Raw genomic sequence first — 19,248 nt, 5'->3', positions numbered from 1 at the left:
TAACACAAAGGGACTTTCAATTTTTTGAAAGCCCCTTTGTTATTTTCTGAAATCAAACTTGGATAAATCAGGTTTGATTTTTTTTGTTCTCTTTAATTCTTCCTGATAGATAAGCTGTCCGATGTTTTTCAAAAATGGATAGGTGACCGTCTCGTATTCATAAATACCGTCATTGTAAATACCATTTTCATTAGACTGGACAACGACGGCAAGGAGAAACTCTACGCCATGTTCAAAATCTACAATATAGGCGTTATCAATATTATAACCATAAGAGTCACCATACTTATTGAAGATACGGATATTAGGGTTTAGCTCTGCACTTTTTTCACGTCCATAGAACAGTAATTTGCTATATGTTGGCCAAAATTCTGTCGTATCATATTTAGGGAAATCCGATTCAAATGGATATCGTGACATATAATCATAGAGTAGCGTATAATCCTCTTTCAACAGATTAAATCTGTCTTTGCTTTTGAATGCTTCTGGAAATAGTAATTTCTTCAAGATCAGCTGTTGATCCGCTAGCGCATAAACGTTTAGGCCCTCAAAACTCCATGGTTCGTGGATGAGTTCATCTTTATCATTCATGTAACCTTTTCCCTGAAGCGTATTGGCTAACTTGATATCATAGTCTTTGGGGTCAAATTGTTCTTTTTGCTGATAGATAATATTGTCACCGTTGTAGAAGGTGAAAGGATTAGTATGCTTCGCCCAGATTCCTTTGTCACTTATAGCAAGACGGTTGACAATTCGGCTGTACTTGGTGCCATATTTTTTGAGTTTTGCATTTAGCTCAGCACGGCCAATAAATTCGAACAGTCTGTTTTGGGCATCATTGTCACTGGTCAATAATATTTTTTTTACATACTGAGCAATTGACGGAAGACCATTAACTGCAGATTCATCCACAGATACTTTGGTTTGTTTTTCAAAAGCAGAGTCAATGCGTAGGGCGGTATCTTTTGTAAGGCCCTTAATATGTAGTTCATTGATTTTTTCCAGAGCCAAAATCGCAGTCGGCAGTTTTACGGTGCTTGCGGGATAGAAGTACCAATTGGGATTCAGTCGATAACTATAAGACCTGAAGTGTGGGATATTGGATTTATCACGATCAATTTGAGTGTATAGGATCTGCACTTCATTCTTTGTCGGATGATTTAATATTTGTTGGAATAGATCAGGACGACTTTGAAGTAATTTTTCCAAGTATACGGTATCTATCTTTTGAGCATAAGTCTTGGACATCAGCATAATGAAAACAAGAGATAAATATTTTAACATTCCAATAGTTATTTTCTTGTATACACTTCAAAGGTGTAGTTGAATGCATGTTTATCATCGGCCTGGTGTGGTTCCGCGGAAACCAGTTCCCATTCTTCCGATGATAGTTTGGGAAAAAACGCATCTCCCTGAATTGTTGTGTGTACTCGTGTTAAAAGTACCTTATTTGCCAATGGTAAAGCCTGTTGATAGATATTTGCTCCACCGATGATAAATACTTCACGCTCGTCACGACAATATAAAAGAGCCTCCTGGATACTGTTGGCAACATCAATATCCTCTCCTTGAAAATTAGCATTACGTGTGATGACGATATTTCTTCGATCGGGCAATGCCTTACCAATAGCCTCAAAGGTCTTTCTGCCCATCAGGACAGAATGCTCAATGGTGTTTCTTTTAAAATATTTAAAGTCATTTGGTAAATGCCAAGGCATCTGGTTATTGATGCCGATCGCATTGTTTTCCGAGGCAGCTACGATTAATGTGATCGTTGGGTTACTCATTTTTGTGTCGTGTAGATTAGTTCTGTTGTGTAAAATGATGTTGCGTAAAGGATAGCTTCTTAAAGGTTTTTCTAAACTGCAACCGGCGCCTTGATATGAGCATGTGATTCATAATTCAGCAATTCGAAATCTTCGAATTTGAAATCAAAAATATCTTTCACCTCTGGGTTTATCTTCATTTGTGGCAATGGCTTTGGATCACGGCTCAGCTGTAGTTCCGTTTGTTCAAAGTGATTGCTATAGATATGTGCATCGCCCAATGTATGGATAAATTCAGCGGCTTCCATGTCACAGACTTGTGCCACCATCATCGTCAACAGGGCATAAGAGGCAATATTGAAAGGAACACCTAAAAATATGTCGGCGCTACGTTGATAAAGCTGACAGGATAATTGCGGCTTCATAATCCCTTTCTCAGGCTGTGCTGGTGCTACATAAAATTGAAAGAAGGCATGACAAGGAGGTAAGGCCATGTTTTCGATTTCAGCAACATTCCATGCCGATACAATAATGCGACGGGAATCCGGTGAATTTTTCAGTTGGTTGATAACCTGTGTGATCTGATCGATATGACGACCATCAGGTGTTGGCCAAGAGCGCCATTGCGAACCGTAAACAGGGCCTAGGTTCCCCTGTTCGTCAGCCCATTCGTCCCAGATACTCACGCCATTGTCTTTTAAATACTGAATATTGGTTTCTCCTTTCAAAAACCAGATTAACTCATGAAGAATTGATCGCAAGTGCAATTTCTTTGTTGTTACTAGCGGGAATCCTTCCTGAAGGTTGAAACGCATCTGATATCCAAAGACACTTTTGGTACCTGTCCCGGTACGATCCGTTTTTACAACACCATCCGTATATACGTGTCTGAGTAAATCTAAATATTGTTTCATCTGTAAGTTTTATTTATTAAATGCTTAATATCCGAGGTCTGTATCTGTATGTTCTAATGCTTACTATTATAGGTGTGTGCTTTTAGCTGCAGCAGCAGTATTTATGCTGTTCGGCTAAAACTTCCCTTGCTGGAAGCATCTAGCTTAGATTAAAATTTACACGCCTTTCTATATCCAAATTGCATTAAAACCATAACCAGTGGATGCAGTATCTGTCTTTAGCTATAAAATTTAAATCTTCTAGCGCATCCAACCTTTCAAGATAGTCAAAACTAAGGAAAATCCTTATAACGAGAAAGTCAAAACTGAAAATGATAAGAGGGGTTACTAAAAAAAAATGTAATTTTGCAAAATATTATGGAGAATAAAAAAGTAGCTTTTTATACACTTGGATGTAAACTGAATTATTCGGAGACATCATCCATAGGACGTTTATTTAAGGATGCGGGCTATGATACAACAGCTTTCAATAGCCGTGCGGACGTCTATGTAATCAATACATGTTCTGTAACGGACAATGCTGACAAGAAGTGTAGAAAAGTGGTTAAAGAAGCTTTAAAGCACTCTCCGAATGCCTATATTACCATTGTTGGTTGTTATGCCCAACTAAAACCAAAGGAGATCGCGGAGATTCCTGGTGTAGATATGGTATTGGGAGCTGCTGAGAAATTTAATATCATTGAACATATCAATGACTTGACCAAACAGGAGAAAACAATTGTTTATAATGGCCCGATTGATGAAACCAATCAATTTGTGTCGGCTTATTCCATCGGCGACCGTACGCGTACCTTTTTAAAAGTACAGGATGGATGTGACTATTCATGTACTTTCTGTACAATCCCTTTGGCACGTGGAGCTAGCCGTTCAGGAAAGATTGAAGAGATTGTCAAGCAAGCGGAAGAAATCGCTGCCTCAGGTGTAAAAGAAATCGTATTGACAGGGGTTAATATTGGTGATTTTGGTATTCGGGACGGGAAACGAGAAGACCGCTTCCTGGATTTGGTAAAAGCACTGGATGAGGTGGATGGTATTGATCGGATACGTATTTCTTCTATTGAACCTAATCTTCTTTCCAACGATATCATCGAATTTGTGGCACAATCTAAACGATTTGTTCCACATTTTCACATGCCATTACAGTCCGGAAGCAACAAGATTTTAGGGCTGATGCGCCGGAGATATAAACGGGAGTTGTATACAGAGCGTGTGGAATTCATCAAGTCATTAATGCCGAATTGTTGTATAGGTGTTGACGTGATTGTTGGATTTCCTGGAGAAACACGTGAGGACTTTATAGATACCTATAATTTTCTGAACGATATGGATATTTCCTATTTGCACGTGTTTACCTATTCGGAACGTGAAAATACGATTGCAGCCCAAATGGAAGGAGCTGTACCGGGGGCACAACGTAGTGATAGAAGTAAGATGTTACATATTCTTTCAGAGAAGAAACGTCGCGCTTTTTATGAATCACAGCTTGGAGCTCAAGGAGATGTCCTGTTCGAAGCAGATGAAAAAGACGGATATATGCATGGTTTCTCTAAAAATTATGTCAAGGTGAGGACTTTGTATGATCCGTTATTGGTGAACGAGGTTGTACCTGTGAAATTTATGGAAGTAACAGATGCTTGTGAAGTAGAAGTCGAGGAGGTTCCTGAAACATTAGCACATTAATTTTTTAAGAATTATACATTCATAAAAAGGGCAATCTTCTATAAGATTGCCCTTTTTACTAAGGAAGAGTTTCATTTCAAGATCTTTTGATCATGGTTGATATTCTATCCAATACGATTGTATAGAATACCTGAGATCGTGTTTTGAAATGTACGCATTGATTAGTGCGCACTGCTTTTTGCGGCATTTAACCAGATCACTGTCCCTAAAATCAAAAGAACACCGATCCATTGTACCAACGAAACAGATTCATGTAATATAAAATAAGACATACAGGTCGCTACAGGCAATTCTGCAGAACTTAATATTCCACCTAAAGAGAAGCCCGTTTTTGGTAAACCATAAGCGAATAGCAATGGCGGAATGACGGTGCCAAATAAGGACAGGATCAGTCCAAAAAGTAGAAAATTAGCATCAAATTGACCATTAAATAAATAGTTCGGTGGAAATAACGTGAAAATCAAAATACAGGAACCTGTTACCATGATTGCACTTTTTTGTATTGGATGATAATCATTGCCCACACGGCCATTCACGATCATAAAAACCGAATAAGCGGTAGCGGCCAAGAACCCAAATAATAAACCTGTTAAGCTGAGATCCTCCAATCCTTTCTCAATGAGCCCTGTTGCCAATAATGTTGCAATCAATACGATACCAATACCGATCAAGTTGTTTTTTGATGGTTTTGTTTTGAAAAAGATAAATTCAATAACCACACCGATCCATATATACTGCATCAGTAGGACAATAGCAAGAGATGCCGGAACCAGCTGCACACATTTATAGTATAAGACACTCACAAGCCCCGTTGATGTACCACTGATCAATATTTTGACCCAAGATGATTTTTTAGTTGAAGATTGAAAGGATTTTCCAGAAAATAGTTTGATCACGATAAAGATAAGCCAAAGCATAAGCATGCCAAATAATACCTGAATCCCTGTTACCTCTCCTAAAGTAAGCCCCTGACCATATGCTTTTTTTACAAACGTTGATAGTATCCCAAAACTACTCGCACCTAAAAAGACAGCTAATGCACCTTTTAATTTTTCCATTCTCAAATAAATTAGGCGGCAAAGTTACGATTTCTGGACAATTCTTTTTCCGATCCTACGTTCTTGGTAGGGAAAAAGGATAGATCCGCAGCTATTGAGGATAGTTGAACTAAAAGCTTCAATGAAGATCAACCAATCCTAACTACTCAGTGTATGGGAATAATCCTTTATGACGAATAGCTTATCAATAAAATAGGGAGAATGAATAAATTGTTTTTTAAGAAGGGGGTTAGGTTGTATATCAGGGGCAATTTATTTAAGTTTGTCTTACAGGAAAGTAAATCGAACATAATGATTGCTAAATCTTATTTTATCTTCTTTTTAAGCGCACTACTATTCTTGAGCAGTTGTTCAACGAAGAAAAAAGTACTCACCTCCGGTTCGCGTTCCTCCAGTGGTTCGGTGTTGACAGATGCGAGTTCGGCGCGAGGAAAAACATTTTCTGGATCTCGTCTCGATAATTATGCCTCCTTACTGAATGTAAATACGAAGAAGCTAAACCCACAGCTCTATTCATTTATCGACGACTGGATGGGGATACCGCATCGAATGGGTGGACAGACCAAAAGTGGAGTGGATTGTTCGGGTTTTGTTAATCTATTATATATCGAAGTCTACAAAGGCAATCTTCCGCGGACATCACGAGATATGGAAGGTATTGTGAAAAGAAAGAAGCCTGAGAAATTGGAAGAAGGTGATTTGGTGTTTTTTTCTTTCGGTAAAAAAGGAATTGACCATGTGGGCGTATACTTACACAACAATAAATTTGTTCATGTCTCAACGCGCAAAGGGGTTATTATATCAGATCTGACGGATAGCTGGTACGCCAAAACTTTCGTTGATGCAGGTTCTCCAAAGATCTAACCAGGTGAAATCCATGTAGGTTTTATGTCATATCTTGACATAAACTTTTATACCCTATATAAATCCTTATTTTTGTCAAAATTTTATAGAAATGACAATAAAGAGTAAAAAGATTTTTTTAGGCCTTTGTATTATTGTGCCATTTTTAATGTATTGTGTTTATTATTATAGCAATATGATTAAAAACGCACCTTTCCGTTTTGCTGATTTTGAATCCATTGAATTCAAATATGGTGAACCGAATCATATGGTCAATGAATACAATTCGAAAACGCGTATCTATAAATATTTAGACAAACAAGATTCATTAATTACGGATACTGTAAAGTTCACAAAAGATGATCTATTGTATTTGCACCGCAAAGCAATGGAATTAGGGTTTTGGAATTTAGATACCGATATGACAGGTCCAGAATGGAAAAAGGACTCCACAAATTCTAAAGTACCTCGTTTTTATCTGGAATATAACTACAAGGATAAGTCAAAACGTGTCACTTTAGATGCGGACTTTGCAGGCAATCCACGGATGCATGATGCCGCCAAATCGATGATAGACGAAGTAAATCGTATGTTAGCGACTGCCCAAGCAAGATAATAACGATAATTATATTTATTGAAAGAAGGAGAGACCGAGCATTTGGTTTCTCCTTCTTTTTTTTACGCTTTTCCGAATAAATGGAATCCTTTATCGATAAGCCAATTATTCAAATAATTTCATGCCATTACAATTCTAAAATTTGAATGCAATGATGCTGGAAAACCTTATATCAAGTGGTGAGCAAATTCATACTAAACAGTGAACTAATAGGGACTTGATACGGACCTTATACGGACCTCACTCGGACCTCATTCGGATAAATACGTATAAAGTCCGATTTAAATCCCTATCATATAAGAACTAATTAAGTGTTATTTGGTAAGTAGGTCACCCTTTGATACGCGTTTATATTTACGAATCCTTTATATTCAATTGATATTTTCTTAATGGGAATAAGGTACTTTAGCGGCAAAACTAACGTTCGATATGAAAACATTTATGGCATTGGCCATTTCTTTGGCGCTAGCCCAGACAGTACAAGCACAAGAATTTGCAAAGGGAAAAGTTTTTCTAGATGTAAACAGAAACGGAAAATTAGATAAAAATGAGAAAGGGATGGCATCTGTTTCGGTAAGCAACGGTCGCGAAGTTGTTGCTACAGATAAAGATGGTAACTATCAATTACCAGTTGGAAATGATAATATCATTTTTGTCGTCAAACCTTCGGGATATGCAGTACCCGTGGATGAGAATAACCATCCAAAATTCTATTATATACACAAAGTCAATGGTAGCCCAACATCAAAATATCCCGGTGTAACTGCAACGGGTAAAATCCCTGCCAGTGTGAACTTTGCTTTATATCAACAAGATGAGCAAGCCAATTTTTCCGCTTTTGTCTTTGGTGACCCACAAGCATATACCGAGGAAGAACTGGGATTTTTTAAGGATGGCATCATCAATGAAATCGCTGATAAATCTGTCGCTAAATTCGGAATCAGTCTAGGAGATTTGGTCGGTGATGATTTGTCTCTTCAGCCAAAATACAAGTCGGTCATTTCTACAATGGGATTACCTTGGTATAATGTCATGGGAAATCATGACATGAATTATGATGCTAAAACCGACAGCCTTTCGGATGAGTCTTTTGAGCGAACTTTTGGCCCTAATAATTATTCCTTTAATTATGGAAATGCACATTTTATTGTATTGGACAATATTATCTACCCCAACCCACGTACCGGAAAAGGGTATCTCGGAGGTTTTCGGAAAGATCAATTGGATTTTGTTGAGAATGACTTAAAGCAGGTAGCTAAAGACAAATTGGTTGTCCTTTCCTTCCATATCCCATTATATCATGAAAACTCTAATGTGTTTCGCAATGAAGACAGACAGCGTCTTTTTGATATTTTAGCCCCTTTTAAACACACACTTTCGCTTTCGGCACATACACATTTTCAACGCCAATATTTTTATGGACAGAAAGATGGTTGGAAACAGGAACATGCGCATCACGAATATAATGTCGGAACCACATCAGGGGATTGGTATTCAGGCGAACTGAATGACAAGGGAATTCCGGTTTCGACCATGCGGGATGGTACACCAAAGGGGTATGCCATTTTGAAAATTGAAGGTAATCAATATAGTTTCGATTATAAAGTGGTGGGTAAGCCGGCAAACTATCAGATCGATATTTATGTTGCTTCCGTAGTACCCGAAAAGTATACGAAAAGATACCCGATTTATGCAAACTTCTTTATTGGTAGGGAAGGAGATAAAGTGGCTTATCGAATTAACCAAGGAGATTGGAAAGAGATGGAATATGTTAACGAGAGTGATCCCGCTTTCTTAAAATCGCTAGCGAAATATGATACCGCCGAAAAGCTGATGACAACTCGCCGCCCATCTAATCCGGAAAAATCCAGCCATCTGTGGGTAACGAATTTGCCGAAACTTAAAACAGGGAAATATCAGATCGAAATTAGGGCAATAGATATGTTCAACAGAGAACATGTCGCGACGAAAAGTATTGTGGTGGAATAATTGAGTATTTACTATTTCAGGAAAAGGCAATCTTCGGATTGCCTTTTTTTTGGAAAAACCGCAGTATCCCTATTGCGATAGGGGTAAGAAATTAATCGAAAAACAATTCCAACAGGTTTGGCACACAATCTTATAGGATTGGTTCAGTTGACGAGCCAAGATTTATTTTAAGTGTATTGAAGTCTGATTTATTGATAAAAGATGCGAATTAAATGATTTAAATAACTATTTGTCGAATTGTTTTAAGTTTAAAGTTAGCTTAAGATGGACTTAACATAGCAGTCCTATATTTGTGTAGAGTAATTTTTGATTCATAAAGAGTTAGGGTTAATGTGTAGATCTGTTGTGAAACACGTCTAAAAATTTAGTTTGTTTTTAAAGTGAAAAGGTAATCTCCCCGGATTACCTTTCACTGTTTTTATGGATAGCGCTTGTTACTGGCACTAATTCAATACACTGATTTTTTGTGCTCTTATAAATTGTCTAAAATCATCCGAAGCAGGATTTTCAAATATTTCGAGGTCAAAATATTTTGTGGCAGCAAACAGATGGTCAAAAACATCGGATACAATGCCTTCATAATATTCCCAGCGTATATCATTGACAAAGAAGTAAAGTTCGATCGGTACCCCATGTTCGGTCGATGCCAACTGCCGTACCATTAAGGGCATGGTTTTATGGATATGGGGATTCTGACGGAGGTAAGTAAGTGCATAGGCACGAAACATACCCAAATTGGTCATTTTCCTGCCATTAATTGGATTGGAAGGATCAATCTGATGAATGCTGTTAAATTCATCTATTGTTCTTGCACGGTCTTCGATATAGGGACGGAGAATCTGTATATTCTTTAGTTCTTCAATCTCCTTATTATCTAAAAACCGGATCGTGGAAATTTTAATATTTATAGCTCTTTTTAGGCGCCTTCCTCCAGATTGCTGCATGCCCCTATAATTCTTAAAGGAATCCGATAATAAGGTATGTGTTGGGATTGTTGTGATGGTCTTGTCGAAGTTCTGCACTTTAACATTATTGAGGTTGATTTCCTTTACGGTTCCGTCGGCTCCGTATTTAGGCATTTCAATCCAGTCGCCTACCCGTATTGAATCATTGGCCGAGACCTGTATACTGGCGACAAAACCTAAGATAGTGTCTTTGAAGACCAGCATCAGGATCGCTGAGGCTGCACCCAGTGATAACAGAAATGACCATGGAGAACTGCCTGTTAAGATCGAAAAACAGATGGTACCACCGATAAAGAGCATGATGATCTGGCAGACTTGTAAATAGCTTTCTAACGGTTTGTCCGCAAAGGATTTTTTTGTTCGTAATATATCCCTAATACTTTTTAATAAGGAGTGTACAATCAGCAAACTGACAACTGTAGTGGCAATCGCCAACAATTTGTTGATGTTTTCTTTCCAATTCGGGAAACCCATGAAAATAACGGGTATGATATATTGTGCGACCAATATGGGAACAAAATGGGCAACCAGTTTTAATGTTTTATTCCGAATCAATAAGTCATCAAATCGGTTGGTGCTTCTTCGGATGGCTTTGATCGTTAATAATAAGAGTGTTTTTTTGCTGAAATAATCAACAATGATCAAAAATAAGACGACCAACAACAATAAAATAATTGAGTTGATAAAATGGTTGGTTTGGTTATCCAAACCAAGATTTTTAATCCATTGAAAAGTCCAGTTATAAATTTGGGATTGAGAATCCTTCAACAATTCTGTTGCTGTGTTTTGCATCCTGCAAATATACAAAAAGCCGCATTTGCGGCTTTTTGTTATTTTAAATTTTGCGATTCACGCTCATGTTTATGTCTAAAGAATACTGCGAAGAGAACTGCTATAATCAGCGTGTAGATGGCAAAGGCAAGCCAGATGTCATGCCAATCCTTGAGCATGAGACTATTGTTCAGTGTCCCGTCAGGCAATAGGGAGATACTTTTTTCCTTCAGAAAATTAAGGAAATGCGTATCATTGATATTGGTGTCCAGATATTGGGCAAGATCTTGTCCATTCTGAAAGCTTTTGGTGAAATAATGGTCAATAATCCAACCGGAAGCAAAACTGCCAAATACTGCACCAAAGCCATTTGTCATCATCATAAATAAACCTTGGGCAGAACTACGTATGCTCGAAGTTGTAGATGTCTCTACAAATAGGGAACCCGAGATATTGAAAAAGTCGAATGCCATTCCGTAGACGATACAGGAAAGTACAATCATCCATAGACCACCTGCCGGATCCCCGAACGAGAATAGGCCAAAGCGCAAGACCCAAGCAAACATAGAGATCAACATGACTTTCTTAATACCAAATCTTTTTAGGAAAAACGGGATTGCCAAAATAAAAAGTGTCTCTGATATCTGCGAAATCGACATGATGATCGTTGAGTATTTCACAACAAAAGATTCCGCAAACTTCGGGTAGAATTTAAATTCGTCCAGAAATACATCTCCATAGGCATTGGTTAACTGTAGTGCAGCGCCCAAAAACATGGAAAATATAAAGAAGAGAGCCATTTTATAGTTTCCAAATAATTTAAAAGCTTCTAATCCTAATAGTTGTGTCCAAGATGCATTTTCCTGCTGTAATTTTTTGGGTGGACATTTTGGTAATGTAAAGGCATAGAGACTTAAAGCCAAGGCCGCTGTTCCAGCAATATAAAATTGATATGCTGTTGCTTTATTGCCTGTTAGATTTGTAATCCACATCGCTACAATAAATCCAATAGTTCCAAAGACACGGATAGGAGGGAATGCTTTGACCAGATCGTAGTTGTTTTCATTCAACGCCGTATAAGCGATTGAATTGGACAGGGCCAATGTAGGCATGTAGAAACACATCGCCGCGAGCATCGCATAAAAAAAGGTGTTAGGGTCATTTACCTGCGGTAGATAAAAAAGAACAGCAGCATAACATAAATGCAGCATGAAATATAGTCTTTCAGCATTTATCCAGCGGTCTGCAATGATCCCCATTAGTGTTGGCATAAATAGCGAAGCTATTCCCATTGTCGCGAAGATAGCGCCGAATTGTGTGCCATCCCATTGCTTTGTGCCAAACCAATAGTTAGCTATTGTAATCAACCATGCTCCCCAGACAAAAAACTGAAAGAAGCTCATAATGGTCAATCTTAATTTAATAGACATAAAACGATATTATTTAGAGTTTTTGTTTCGCTTTAGAGAAAGGAGTTATTTTCTTTTGGAAATTTCATCCCTAATCAACGCTGCTTGCTCGTAATTCTCTTCCGTTAATGCTTGGTTGAGTGCTTGCTCCAATTGTTCGTCTGTTAACGAAGAAAAAGGGTTATTAGGGGATTTGGAAGGAGTCTTTTCTTCGACCTCAACCATACTGGGATCTTGTACTTTATTGGCTTTGTCCAGATTTTCCAAAAATGCGAATTCATGTCCCTCAATAATGATTCCCGCAGATGACATGATAAATTCGTAGGCATAAATTGGTGCTTCAAATCGAACGGCCAGCGCAACGGCATCGGAGGTTCTTGCATCAATTTCAACCATTTTGTTGCCGTCAGAACAAATAATCTTCGCATAAAAAATACCCTCAATCAGGTTATAGATAAGCACCTCAACGAGTTTAATACCAAAAGATTCCGCGAAAGATTGAAATAGGTCATGCGTAAGGGGGCGGCTTGGAATCATTTTTTCTATCCGAATAGCAATAGCTTGGGCTTCGTGGCTACCAATAATGATGGGCAATCTTCTGTTGCCCTCCACTTCTCCCAATACCAGGGCATAAGCCCCAGACTGTGTTTGACTATAGGATAAACCAACTATATCTAATCTGATTTTCTTCATTTTAATTCCAAAGCGGTGTACAAACTTAGATAAATTTGCTTTTATATGCAATTATAATTACGTTCTGTGTGAAACAAATTTATCGATTTCTCCTTAGTAATTAAGACCTTTTCGAATGTGGAGAGTGCAAATATTTAAAGGCAAAACAAAAACTCCCCATTCACTTTTTTATGAATGAGGAGGAAAATATGGTATAAAAAGCTTAACTACCTTTGTAAGCTTTTAATGCTTGTGTCAATTTGGGTACAATATCAAAGGCATCACCAACGATACCATAATCAGCAACTTTGAAGAATGGCGCTTCGGGATCCTTGTTGATGACAACAATAGTTTTCGATGAGCTGACCCCAGCCAAGTGTTGGATGGCACCTGAGATACCAATTGCGATGTAGAGATTAGGACTCACAACAATACCCGTTTGGCCAACGTGTTCAGAATGGGGACGCCATCCTGCATCAGAAACAGGTTTTGAACATGCTGTGGCGGCACCAAGTACATCTGCTAATTCTTCGATCATTCCCCAGTTTTCAGGACCCTTTAGTCCACGGCCTGCGGAGACAACGATTTCTGCCTCAGGTAATGAAACTTTATCTGTCGCACGTACAATCTCCTTGACGATTGTAGAGAAGTCTGCCTGGGCAATATTTGCGCTAAATGATTCAACCACAGCGGTGCCTCCGGTTTCCTTGGTCTCGTAAGCATTGGGACTAAGGGCAATGACCTTGGTTGCTGCGGTCAATTCTACTGTGGCAAATGCTTTATTTGAAAATGCGGTCTTTTTAATCGTCAGTTTTTCACCTTCGATAGTTGGTAGGGATAGCGCACCATCTGCAAGAGCTGCATGGAGCTTCGCAGCAATCCGGGGAGCAAGTCCTTTACCCGAGAATGAGTTGGAAAGTACAAGCAGGTTAGCTCCTATGCTCTTGACAGCCTCAGCGATAATGCTTGCATAAGCCTGATTGACGAAAGAGGAGAGTTGCTCGTTATTTACGGTGAGTACTTTGGAAGCACCATAGTTGCCCAGTGCAGCAAGTTCATCCTGCGCAACATTACCAATGGAAATGGCGACAAGATCAGTGTTTGTATTATCAGCGATGGCTTTCGCATAAGAAACTACTTCAAAAGCAGACTTTTTGAATTTTCCATCGGTATTTTCTACATATACTAGTATTGACATAGTTTTTTCGGAATTTAATGATTAAATAACTTTGGCCTCATCATGTAATAGAGAAACCAGTTTCTCAACTTCTGCAGCATCAACGAGTTTTACAGTGCCGCGTGGAGCTGGAGTCTCATAATTAACAATGTGGGAAAGTGTATCAACTGCGGATGGTTCTAGCACATCCAATGGTTTGGTACGTGCACTCATAATACCACGCATATTGGGTATCTTAGGTTCGGCAACTCCTTCCGCTGTGCCAATAACAATGGGAAGTTTAGACGTTACGACTTCTTTTCCACCTTCTATTTCACGTTCAATACTGACGGAATCAGCAGCTATATCAACCTTTTTGGCGATTGATACCGATGGTATATTCAGCAATTCGGCAACTATTGCACCGACCTGAGCACCATTATAATCGATGGATTCTCGTCCGGTTAAAATCAGATCAAAAGCATTGTCCTTTGCGTAATTTGCGATTTGATTGGCCACAAACCAGGCATCTCTGGGAATAGCATTAATACGTACGGCATTGTCTGCGCCTATAGCCAATGCTTTGCGAATGGTCGCATCGGTGGATGCATCTCCAACATTGATGACAGTCACTGTTCCTTTTCCTCCTTCAGCCAATTCAACTGCCTTTGAAAGGGCAATCTCATCATAAGGGTTTATAATAAACTGCACCCCAGCTGTATTAAAGGCAGTGTTGTCATTTGTAAAAGTGATCTTCGATGTAGTGTCAGGGACATTACTTATACAAACTAATATTTTCATATACGATTGGTTTTACCCAAACTTACCATATTTTCTCTCAAATAAAAAGCCCCGACCCGCTTAAAATTTTGTCTCAGGGTCCACTTGTGTTGTTGTGTTATTTTTAATTTGTATTGCTTATGTCTAGTTATTTTTACTGTATTTTGAATTTTTCGGCTTATTTTGTTTGTATTTGTTAAATTTTGACAGTTTCAGTATTCTTTTTTTTAATGAAGATCATGCGTCAGTATAATGTCATTTTATATGCTAGCATAGTATTTTTACTTCGACGAATTGCTCAGACTGTAGCATTTAATGTTCAATTGCTTGGAGCAAGCTAGCAATATAACTTTGTTGTTTTTTGATGAAGTTGAAAAGGTGACAGCTTTTTATGATGACCTTCATTGTGATGACCTTCATAGGGTACTATTATGATTGTTTAGGAAGCGGCCATGATTTAGATTTTATAGCTGAGATATAGCCGAAATTTAGAACACTAAATTGAATACATTTCACTCTCTCATTACGAGAGAAGTATGCCGAATGGGTTGATTTACGGCATAGCAGCTACCGTAGAATTAAAACAATTGTTTACAGATAAACACATTTTTAGTTAAATTTGAAATAAAAAAGATATGTCGACACGATTGGATCAACTCAACGAATTTTTGAAAGAGAGTCCTGAAGATCCTTTTTTAAAATACGCCATTGCAGCGGAGTATCTGAAGCTGAATGATGAGCAGGAAGCTTTGGTCAGATTTGAAAAGCTGATAGAAAACCATCCCGACTATGTGGGGACATATTATCATCTGGGAAAATTATATGAAAAACTGGACAAACAGGAACCTGCAATTACAACCTATAAAAATGGAATTGAAATAGCACGTAAAAGCCGTAATTTCCATGCATTGGGAGAGTTACAGGGAGCTTTGTCATTTTTAGTAGAGGATGACGATGATGATTTTTAATCCATTCTAAATTTTTGGTATCTAATTTGTTATGAATTTTATGGGTGTAACTATTAGATGCTGATTTTTTTGAATTTGGAATGAGATGAAAAGGTTTATTTGGACAGTGGGATTGTTGGTAATGATTGTATTTGGGGGATGTGATAATCCCAAACAGAGTGTGGCTGCCTATAAAGACAATTTGCAAGAATTAAAGGGAAGAGACAGAGCGGAAATCGTGATCGGAGAATATAAAGGGGTGATGCCCTGTGCCGACTGCGATGGCATTGAAACATTGATCTCATTACACAAAGACAACTCTTATAAATATTCGTCCAAATATCTCAATAAAAGTGATGATGTTTTTGTACGTGAAGGAAAATGGAAGTTGGATGGAAACATTATTACACTGGACGGCGTTGATTACAAATTCAAATTAGGCAACCATTTCTTAAGCCAGTTGGATTTATCGGGTAATGATATTACCGGGGATATCTCCAAATACTATGTGCTGACGAAAAACTGAAATTTATTGAACGATATAGTACCTACATAGAAAAAAACCGAAGAGAATTCTCTTCGGTTTTTTTGTTTAGTCGACTTATTGCTATTTATTTTTTGTACAAAGTTCTTTTAAGGTTGACACAACAAAATCCACTTCTTCTTTGGTGTTGTTTTTGCAAAAGGAGAATCTGACCGATGGACGGTCTGAATTTGTTTTAATAGCCCCTAGTACATGGGATCCAATATCGGTTCCTGAACTACAGGCGCTTCCACCGGAGCAGGATATGCCCGAAATGTCAAGATTGAATAGCAACATGTCAGCAAGGTCACTGCAAGGGAAGGATACGTTTAGTACCGTATATAGCGATTTACTAGGCTCGATAACACCATTGAAATCAATATCTGGAATTGCTTTTTGCAGCTCATCAATCATATACGATTTAAGCGCTTGGATATAAGCTTGATGTTCTTCCATATGTTCATAGGCAAGTTCTAAAGCCTTGGCTAGTCCCGCTATACCATAAACATTCTCAGTTCCGCCACGCATATTCCGCTCTTGAGCTCCACCATAAATCAACGGTTTGATTTTGTTATTTGCATTGATATAGAGAAAACCTACACCTTTTGGTCCATGAAACTTGTGCGCTGCACCTGTAATGAAATCGATTTTAAGATGACCTAGATCATGCGGATAATGACCCATTGTCTGTACGGTATCGGAGTGAAATATCGCATTGTATTGTTGGCATAATTCCGATATACGTTGGATATCATTCAGATTGCCAATTTCATTATTGGCGTGCATAATGGAAACAAAAGTACGGGGATTACTACTTAAAAGCTCTTCCAGTTGATTCAGGTCCAGATTCCCCTTGTTGTCCACATGGAGCAGGTCAAGATGAACTTTTCCTTGCTTCTCCAGCTCCTCCAAGGTATGGAGAACAGCATGGTGCTCTATCGGTGAGGTAATTGCATGTGTGATGCCAAAGTCCGTGATCGAACGTACTATAGCCATATTATCGGCTTCAGTTCCACCCGAGGTAAAGAAAATTTCTGCCGGAGATACATGGAGTAGGTTTGCGATTGTTTTCCGAGCTTTTTCTACTATTGTTTTTACTTGTCTTCCGTGACTATGAATAGAAGATGGATTTCCAAAATTGTTATCCATGACATCTACCATTACTTTTATAACTTCAGGATCTAAGGCTGTAGTCGCAGCATTGTCAAAATATACTTGCATGATGCAAAATTACAAATCTCAAAAGTAAATCAAATGCATTAAATGACTTATTTTCATCATAATTTAGTCGTTTTTTTTATTGAAGCGTTGAATAAGGATGGAGAACTTATCGATTGAAATCAGAAGACCTCAAAAAAGTAAAAGTGGATATGTAGTGAATTGGATATTTGATATGGAATAGCAAGGGAATATGAGGGTAATAGGGACAAACTTGTTGTATCGAGGTTGAAGTGTACCCCAAAAGTTAAATAATAACTTTTGGGATTCACCAACTATGCCAAAACATACATTTGAGTAAAGGAACTAGCTATTATAGTAAACGAGGATCGCGTTTGCGTACAATTATTATAAGAAATCCAGCCAGAGCGATCGCTAGACCAAGATATGCAGCGATGTCACCTACTTTGGTATATGTTGTAATCTCTTCGTTCAGATTGATCTCCTGATTCAATGCTGCGGGCTCCCACCATTTTGTCTGCTGTATGATATCACCACGTTGATTGATAAAACCAGAAATTCCGGTATTCGCCGATCGGGCAACCCAGCGTCGATTTTCAATGGCTCTTAATTTTGCATATTGCAAATGTTGGTCTTTTCCAGAAGTATTGCCCCACCAGCCATCATTGGTGATGATCGCTATAAACTGCGCTCCTTTTTTAACATATTTTGCCACATAATCTCCCCAGATAGATTCATAGCAGATGACAGGAGCAGCGCCAATACCACTTTGTGCATAGAAAACCGAAGGTTCTGCTTGTTTTCCATAGCCACCTGTCGTACCGCCAAAAGCTTTAAACAAGGGTTTTAAAAAATTCATCGCAGCACCAAAGGGCATCTGTTCTACGCCAGGAACCAATTTAGATTTATGGTAAAATTGCAGCTTGGAAGAATAATCGATCAATGTTGCCGCATTAAAATTATCCTGGTAAATGTTAGGGGCAATTTCACGTGCAGTTGCTGTTTTCGCATAATTGTATAATTGATAACTCTCTATACCCGATAAGACATTGCCATTTTTGTATTGATCCAAAAATTTTAGAATCCGTTGATAGGAATACGTTTCACGCAGGCATTCTTCATCAAAATCACCATTTTGGGAAAGAGCCGTTTCAGGCCAGATAAAAAACTCCGTATTGGGTTTGGCTACTGAACTTGACAGTGAAAACAGGGTGTTTAATTGCTCCTCAGGGCTGATCTGAAACTTGATGTAAGGATTCACATTGGGCTGCACCACTACCACCTGGGCTGGGTTTTGGTGTTCCTCGTAATTGAAATAGCGAACCAATGAATAGACCGTTGGAACACATAAGACCAGCACTAGACAAAGAATGGGAACTATCCTATTTTTGAGTTGGTAGATACCTTTTCGATTGAGGTATAGCACAAAAACCAAGATATTGACCAACCAGATCCATATTGATCCGCCGTATACACCAGTGATATCGTACCATTGAATCAATTGATGAAAATTAGCAAAGCCGTTTCCTAAAGTCATCCATGGAAATGCAAGATCCCAAGTAGCATGAAGAAATTCATAACTAATCCAAAATCCCATTAATCCAAAAAGGGATAACAACAGCGAAGTCTTACGTCTTAATCGATAGTATAAGTTGAATGCAATGGCCATTAATGCAGCGCCCAGACAGAAGGGGATCAAACTGATCAAAATCGCTGCAAAAGGAGGCATAACTGCAGAGATGGAATTGTATACCCAATAAATGGATGCGGTATTCCAGATGATTGCCGTCAGACCTGCCGTTAGAAAGATCTTTTTACCTTTCTTTTTAATTGTATCATTACGGATGATATTTTCCAGCGCAATCAATAAGGGTAAAAAGCCGATAAAAAGCAATACGCTGGAATAGGGGATGGGAGGCCAACCCAACCACAATAAAAAGGCACTTAAAAGTGCCAATAAATAGTTGTTCTTCACAATAT

The 19,248-nt window shown here is 38.4% G+C and carries 17 protein-coding genes; 6 read left to right on the top strand and 11 right to left on the bottom strand.

The genetic code is table 11. From position 1 onward, the window contains the following. Nucleotides 1-39: 39 nt before the first annotated feature. The 3 genes from LC454_RS05855 to LC454_RS05845 form a co-directional block, all read right to left on the bottom strand. A complete protein-coding gene (locus tag LC454_RS05855) occupies nucleotides 40-1,284 on the bottom strand; it encodes a serine hydrolase (RefSeq protein WP_223580558.1) in 1,245 nt (414 codons plus the stop codon). An 8-nt stretch (nucleotides 1,285-1,292) separates the two neighbouring features. After that, the gene (locus LC454_RS05850) at nucleotides 1,293-1,787 is read right to left on the bottom strand and encodes a dihydrofolate reductase (protein WP_223580556.1); all 495 of its coding nucleotides are present in this window, start codon (nucleotides 1,785-1,787) and stop codon (nucleotides 1,293-1,295) included. Between the two features lie 71 nt (nucleotides 1,788-1,858). After that, a complete protein-coding gene (locus LC454_RS05845; RefSeq protein ID WP_223580554.1) occupies nucleotides 1,859-2,680 on the bottom strand; it encodes a thymidylate synthase in 822 nt (273 codons plus the stop codon). A gap of 357 nt (nucleotides 2,681-3,037) precedes the next feature. On the opposite strand from LC454_RS05845, the gene mtaB reads away from it, so the two are divergent. Continuing rightward, entirely contained in the window at nucleotides 3,038-4,360 is a 1,323-nt protein-coding gene (gene mtaB / locus LC454_RS05840; RefSeq protein ID WP_223580552.1) for a tRNA (N(6)-L-threonylcarbamoyladenosine(37)-C(2))-methylthiotransferase MtaB, read from the top strand. Nucleotides 4,361-4,521: 161 nt separating this feature from the next. Here the strand turns inward: mtaB and LC454_RS05835 are convergent, their stop codons facing one another. Continuing rightward, the gene (locus LC454_RS05835; protein ID WP_223580550.1) at nucleotides 4,522-5,418 is read right to left on the bottom strand and encodes an EamA family transporter; all 897 of its coding nucleotides are present in this window, start codon (nucleotides 5,416-5,418) and stop codon (nucleotides 4,522-4,524) included. A gap of 201 nt (nucleotides 5,419-5,619) precedes the next feature. Here LC454_RS05835 and LC454_RS05830 point away from each other — a divergent pair, with 201 nt between their 5' ends. From LC454_RS05830 to LC454_RS05820, 3 genes are all read left to right on the top strand, one after another. Further along, nucleotides 5,620-6,282 (top strand): C40 family peptidase, encoded by a 663-nt coding sequence (locus tag LC454_RS05830; RefSeq protein ID WP_223580548.1) that lies wholly within the window; start codon nucleotides 5,620-5,622, stop codon nucleotides 6,280-6,282. Between the two features lie 175 nt (nucleotides 6,283-6,457). Continuing rightward, nucleotides 6,458-6,877, top strand: a complete 420-nt coding sequence (locus tag LC454_RS05825) for a hypothetical protein (RefSeq protein ID WP_120260009.1) — start codon at nucleotides 6,458-6,460, stop codon at nucleotides 6,875-6,877. A 429-nt stretch (nucleotides 6,878-7,306) separates the two neighbouring features. Beyond that, nucleotides 7,307-8,866: a calcineurin-like phosphoesterase C-terminal domain-containing protein gene (locus LC454_RS05820; RefSeq protein ID WP_223580546.1), complete on the top strand. Its 1,560-nt coding sequence runs from the start codon at nucleotides 7,307-7,309 to the stop codon at nucleotides 8,864-8,866. Nucleotides 8,867-9,309: 443 nt separating this feature from the next. Here LC454_RS05820 and LC454_RS05815 read toward each other — a convergent pair whose 3' ends face one another. The 5 genes from LC454_RS05815 to LC454_RS05795 form a co-directional block, all read right to left on the bottom strand. Further along, on the bottom strand, nucleotides 9,310-10,623 hold the full coding sequence (locus tag LC454_RS05815) for a mechanosensitive ion channel family protein (protein ID WP_223580544.1): 1,314 nt from the start codon (nucleotides 10,621-10,623) through the stop codon (nucleotides 9,310-9,312). Nucleotides 10,624-10,661: 38 nt separating this feature from the next. Next, a complete protein-coding gene (locus LC454_RS05810) occupies nucleotides 10,662-12,032 on the bottom strand; it encodes a nucleoside permease (protein WP_223580542.1) in 1,371 nt (456 codons plus the stop codon). A 45-nt stretch (nucleotides 12,033-12,077) separates the two neighbouring features. Then, nucleotides 12,078-12,704, bottom strand: a complete 627-nt coding sequence (locus LC454_RS05805) for a bifunctional nuclease family protein (protein WP_120259614.1) — start codon at nucleotides 12,702-12,704, stop codon at nucleotides 12,078-12,080. 202 nt (nucleotides 12,705-12,906) lie between these two features. After that, entirely contained in the window at nucleotides 12,907-13,881 is a 975-nt protein-coding gene (locus LC454_RS05800; protein WP_223580541.1) for an electron transfer flavoprotein subunit alpha/FixB family protein, read from the bottom strand. Nucleotides 13,882-13,902: 21 nt separating this feature from the next. After that, nucleotides 13,903-14,640 carry an electron transfer flavoprotein subunit beta/FixA family protein gene (locus LC454_RS05795; protein WP_223580539.1) on the bottom strand — a complete coding sequence of 246 codons (738 nt, stop codon included), beginning with the start codon at nucleotides 14,638-14,640 and terminating at the stop codon, nucleotides 13,903-13,905. Between the two features lie 614 nt (nucleotides 14,641-15,254). On the opposite strand from LC454_RS05795, the gene LC454_RS05790 reads away from it, so the two are divergent. Next, the gene (locus LC454_RS05790) at nucleotides 15,255-15,587 is read left to right on the top strand and encodes a tetratricopeptide repeat protein (protein ID WP_223580537.1); all 333 of its coding nucleotides are present in this window, start codon (nucleotides 15,255-15,257) and stop codon (nucleotides 15,585-15,587) included. An 85-nt stretch (nucleotides 15,588-15,672) separates the two neighbouring features. Continuing rightward, nucleotides 15,673-16,092 (top strand): copper resistance protein NlpE, encoded by a 420-nt coding sequence (locus LC454_RS05785; RefSeq protein ID WP_223580535.1) that lies wholly within the window; start codon nucleotides 15,673-15,675, stop codon nucleotides 16,090-16,092. An 81-nt stretch (nucleotides 16,093-16,173) separates the two neighbouring features. On the opposite strand, the gene LC454_RS05780 is transcribed toward LC454_RS05785, so the two are convergent. Continuing rightward, entirely contained in the window at nucleotides 16,174-17,310 is a 1,137-nt protein-coding gene (locus LC454_RS05780; RefSeq protein ID WP_120259619.1) for a cysteine desulfurase family protein, read from the bottom strand. Nucleotides 17,311-17,620: 310 nt separating this feature from the next. Next, nucleotides 17,621-19,243, bottom strand: a complete 1,623-nt coding sequence (lnt, locus tag LC454_RS05775) for an apolipoprotein N-acyltransferase (protein WP_223580533.1) — start codon at nucleotides 19,241-19,243, stop codon at nucleotides 17,621-17,623. Nucleotides 19,244-19,248: the final 5 nt, after the last annotated feature.

Origin of the sequence: Sphingobacterium sp. GVS05A (assembly GCF_019969845.1) — a bacterium.
Classification (GTDB): Bacteria; Bacteroidota; Bacteroidia; order Sphingobacteriales; family Sphingobacteriaceae; genus Sphingobacterium.
This window is presented reverse-complemented; position numbering and strand designations above follow the sequence as displayed.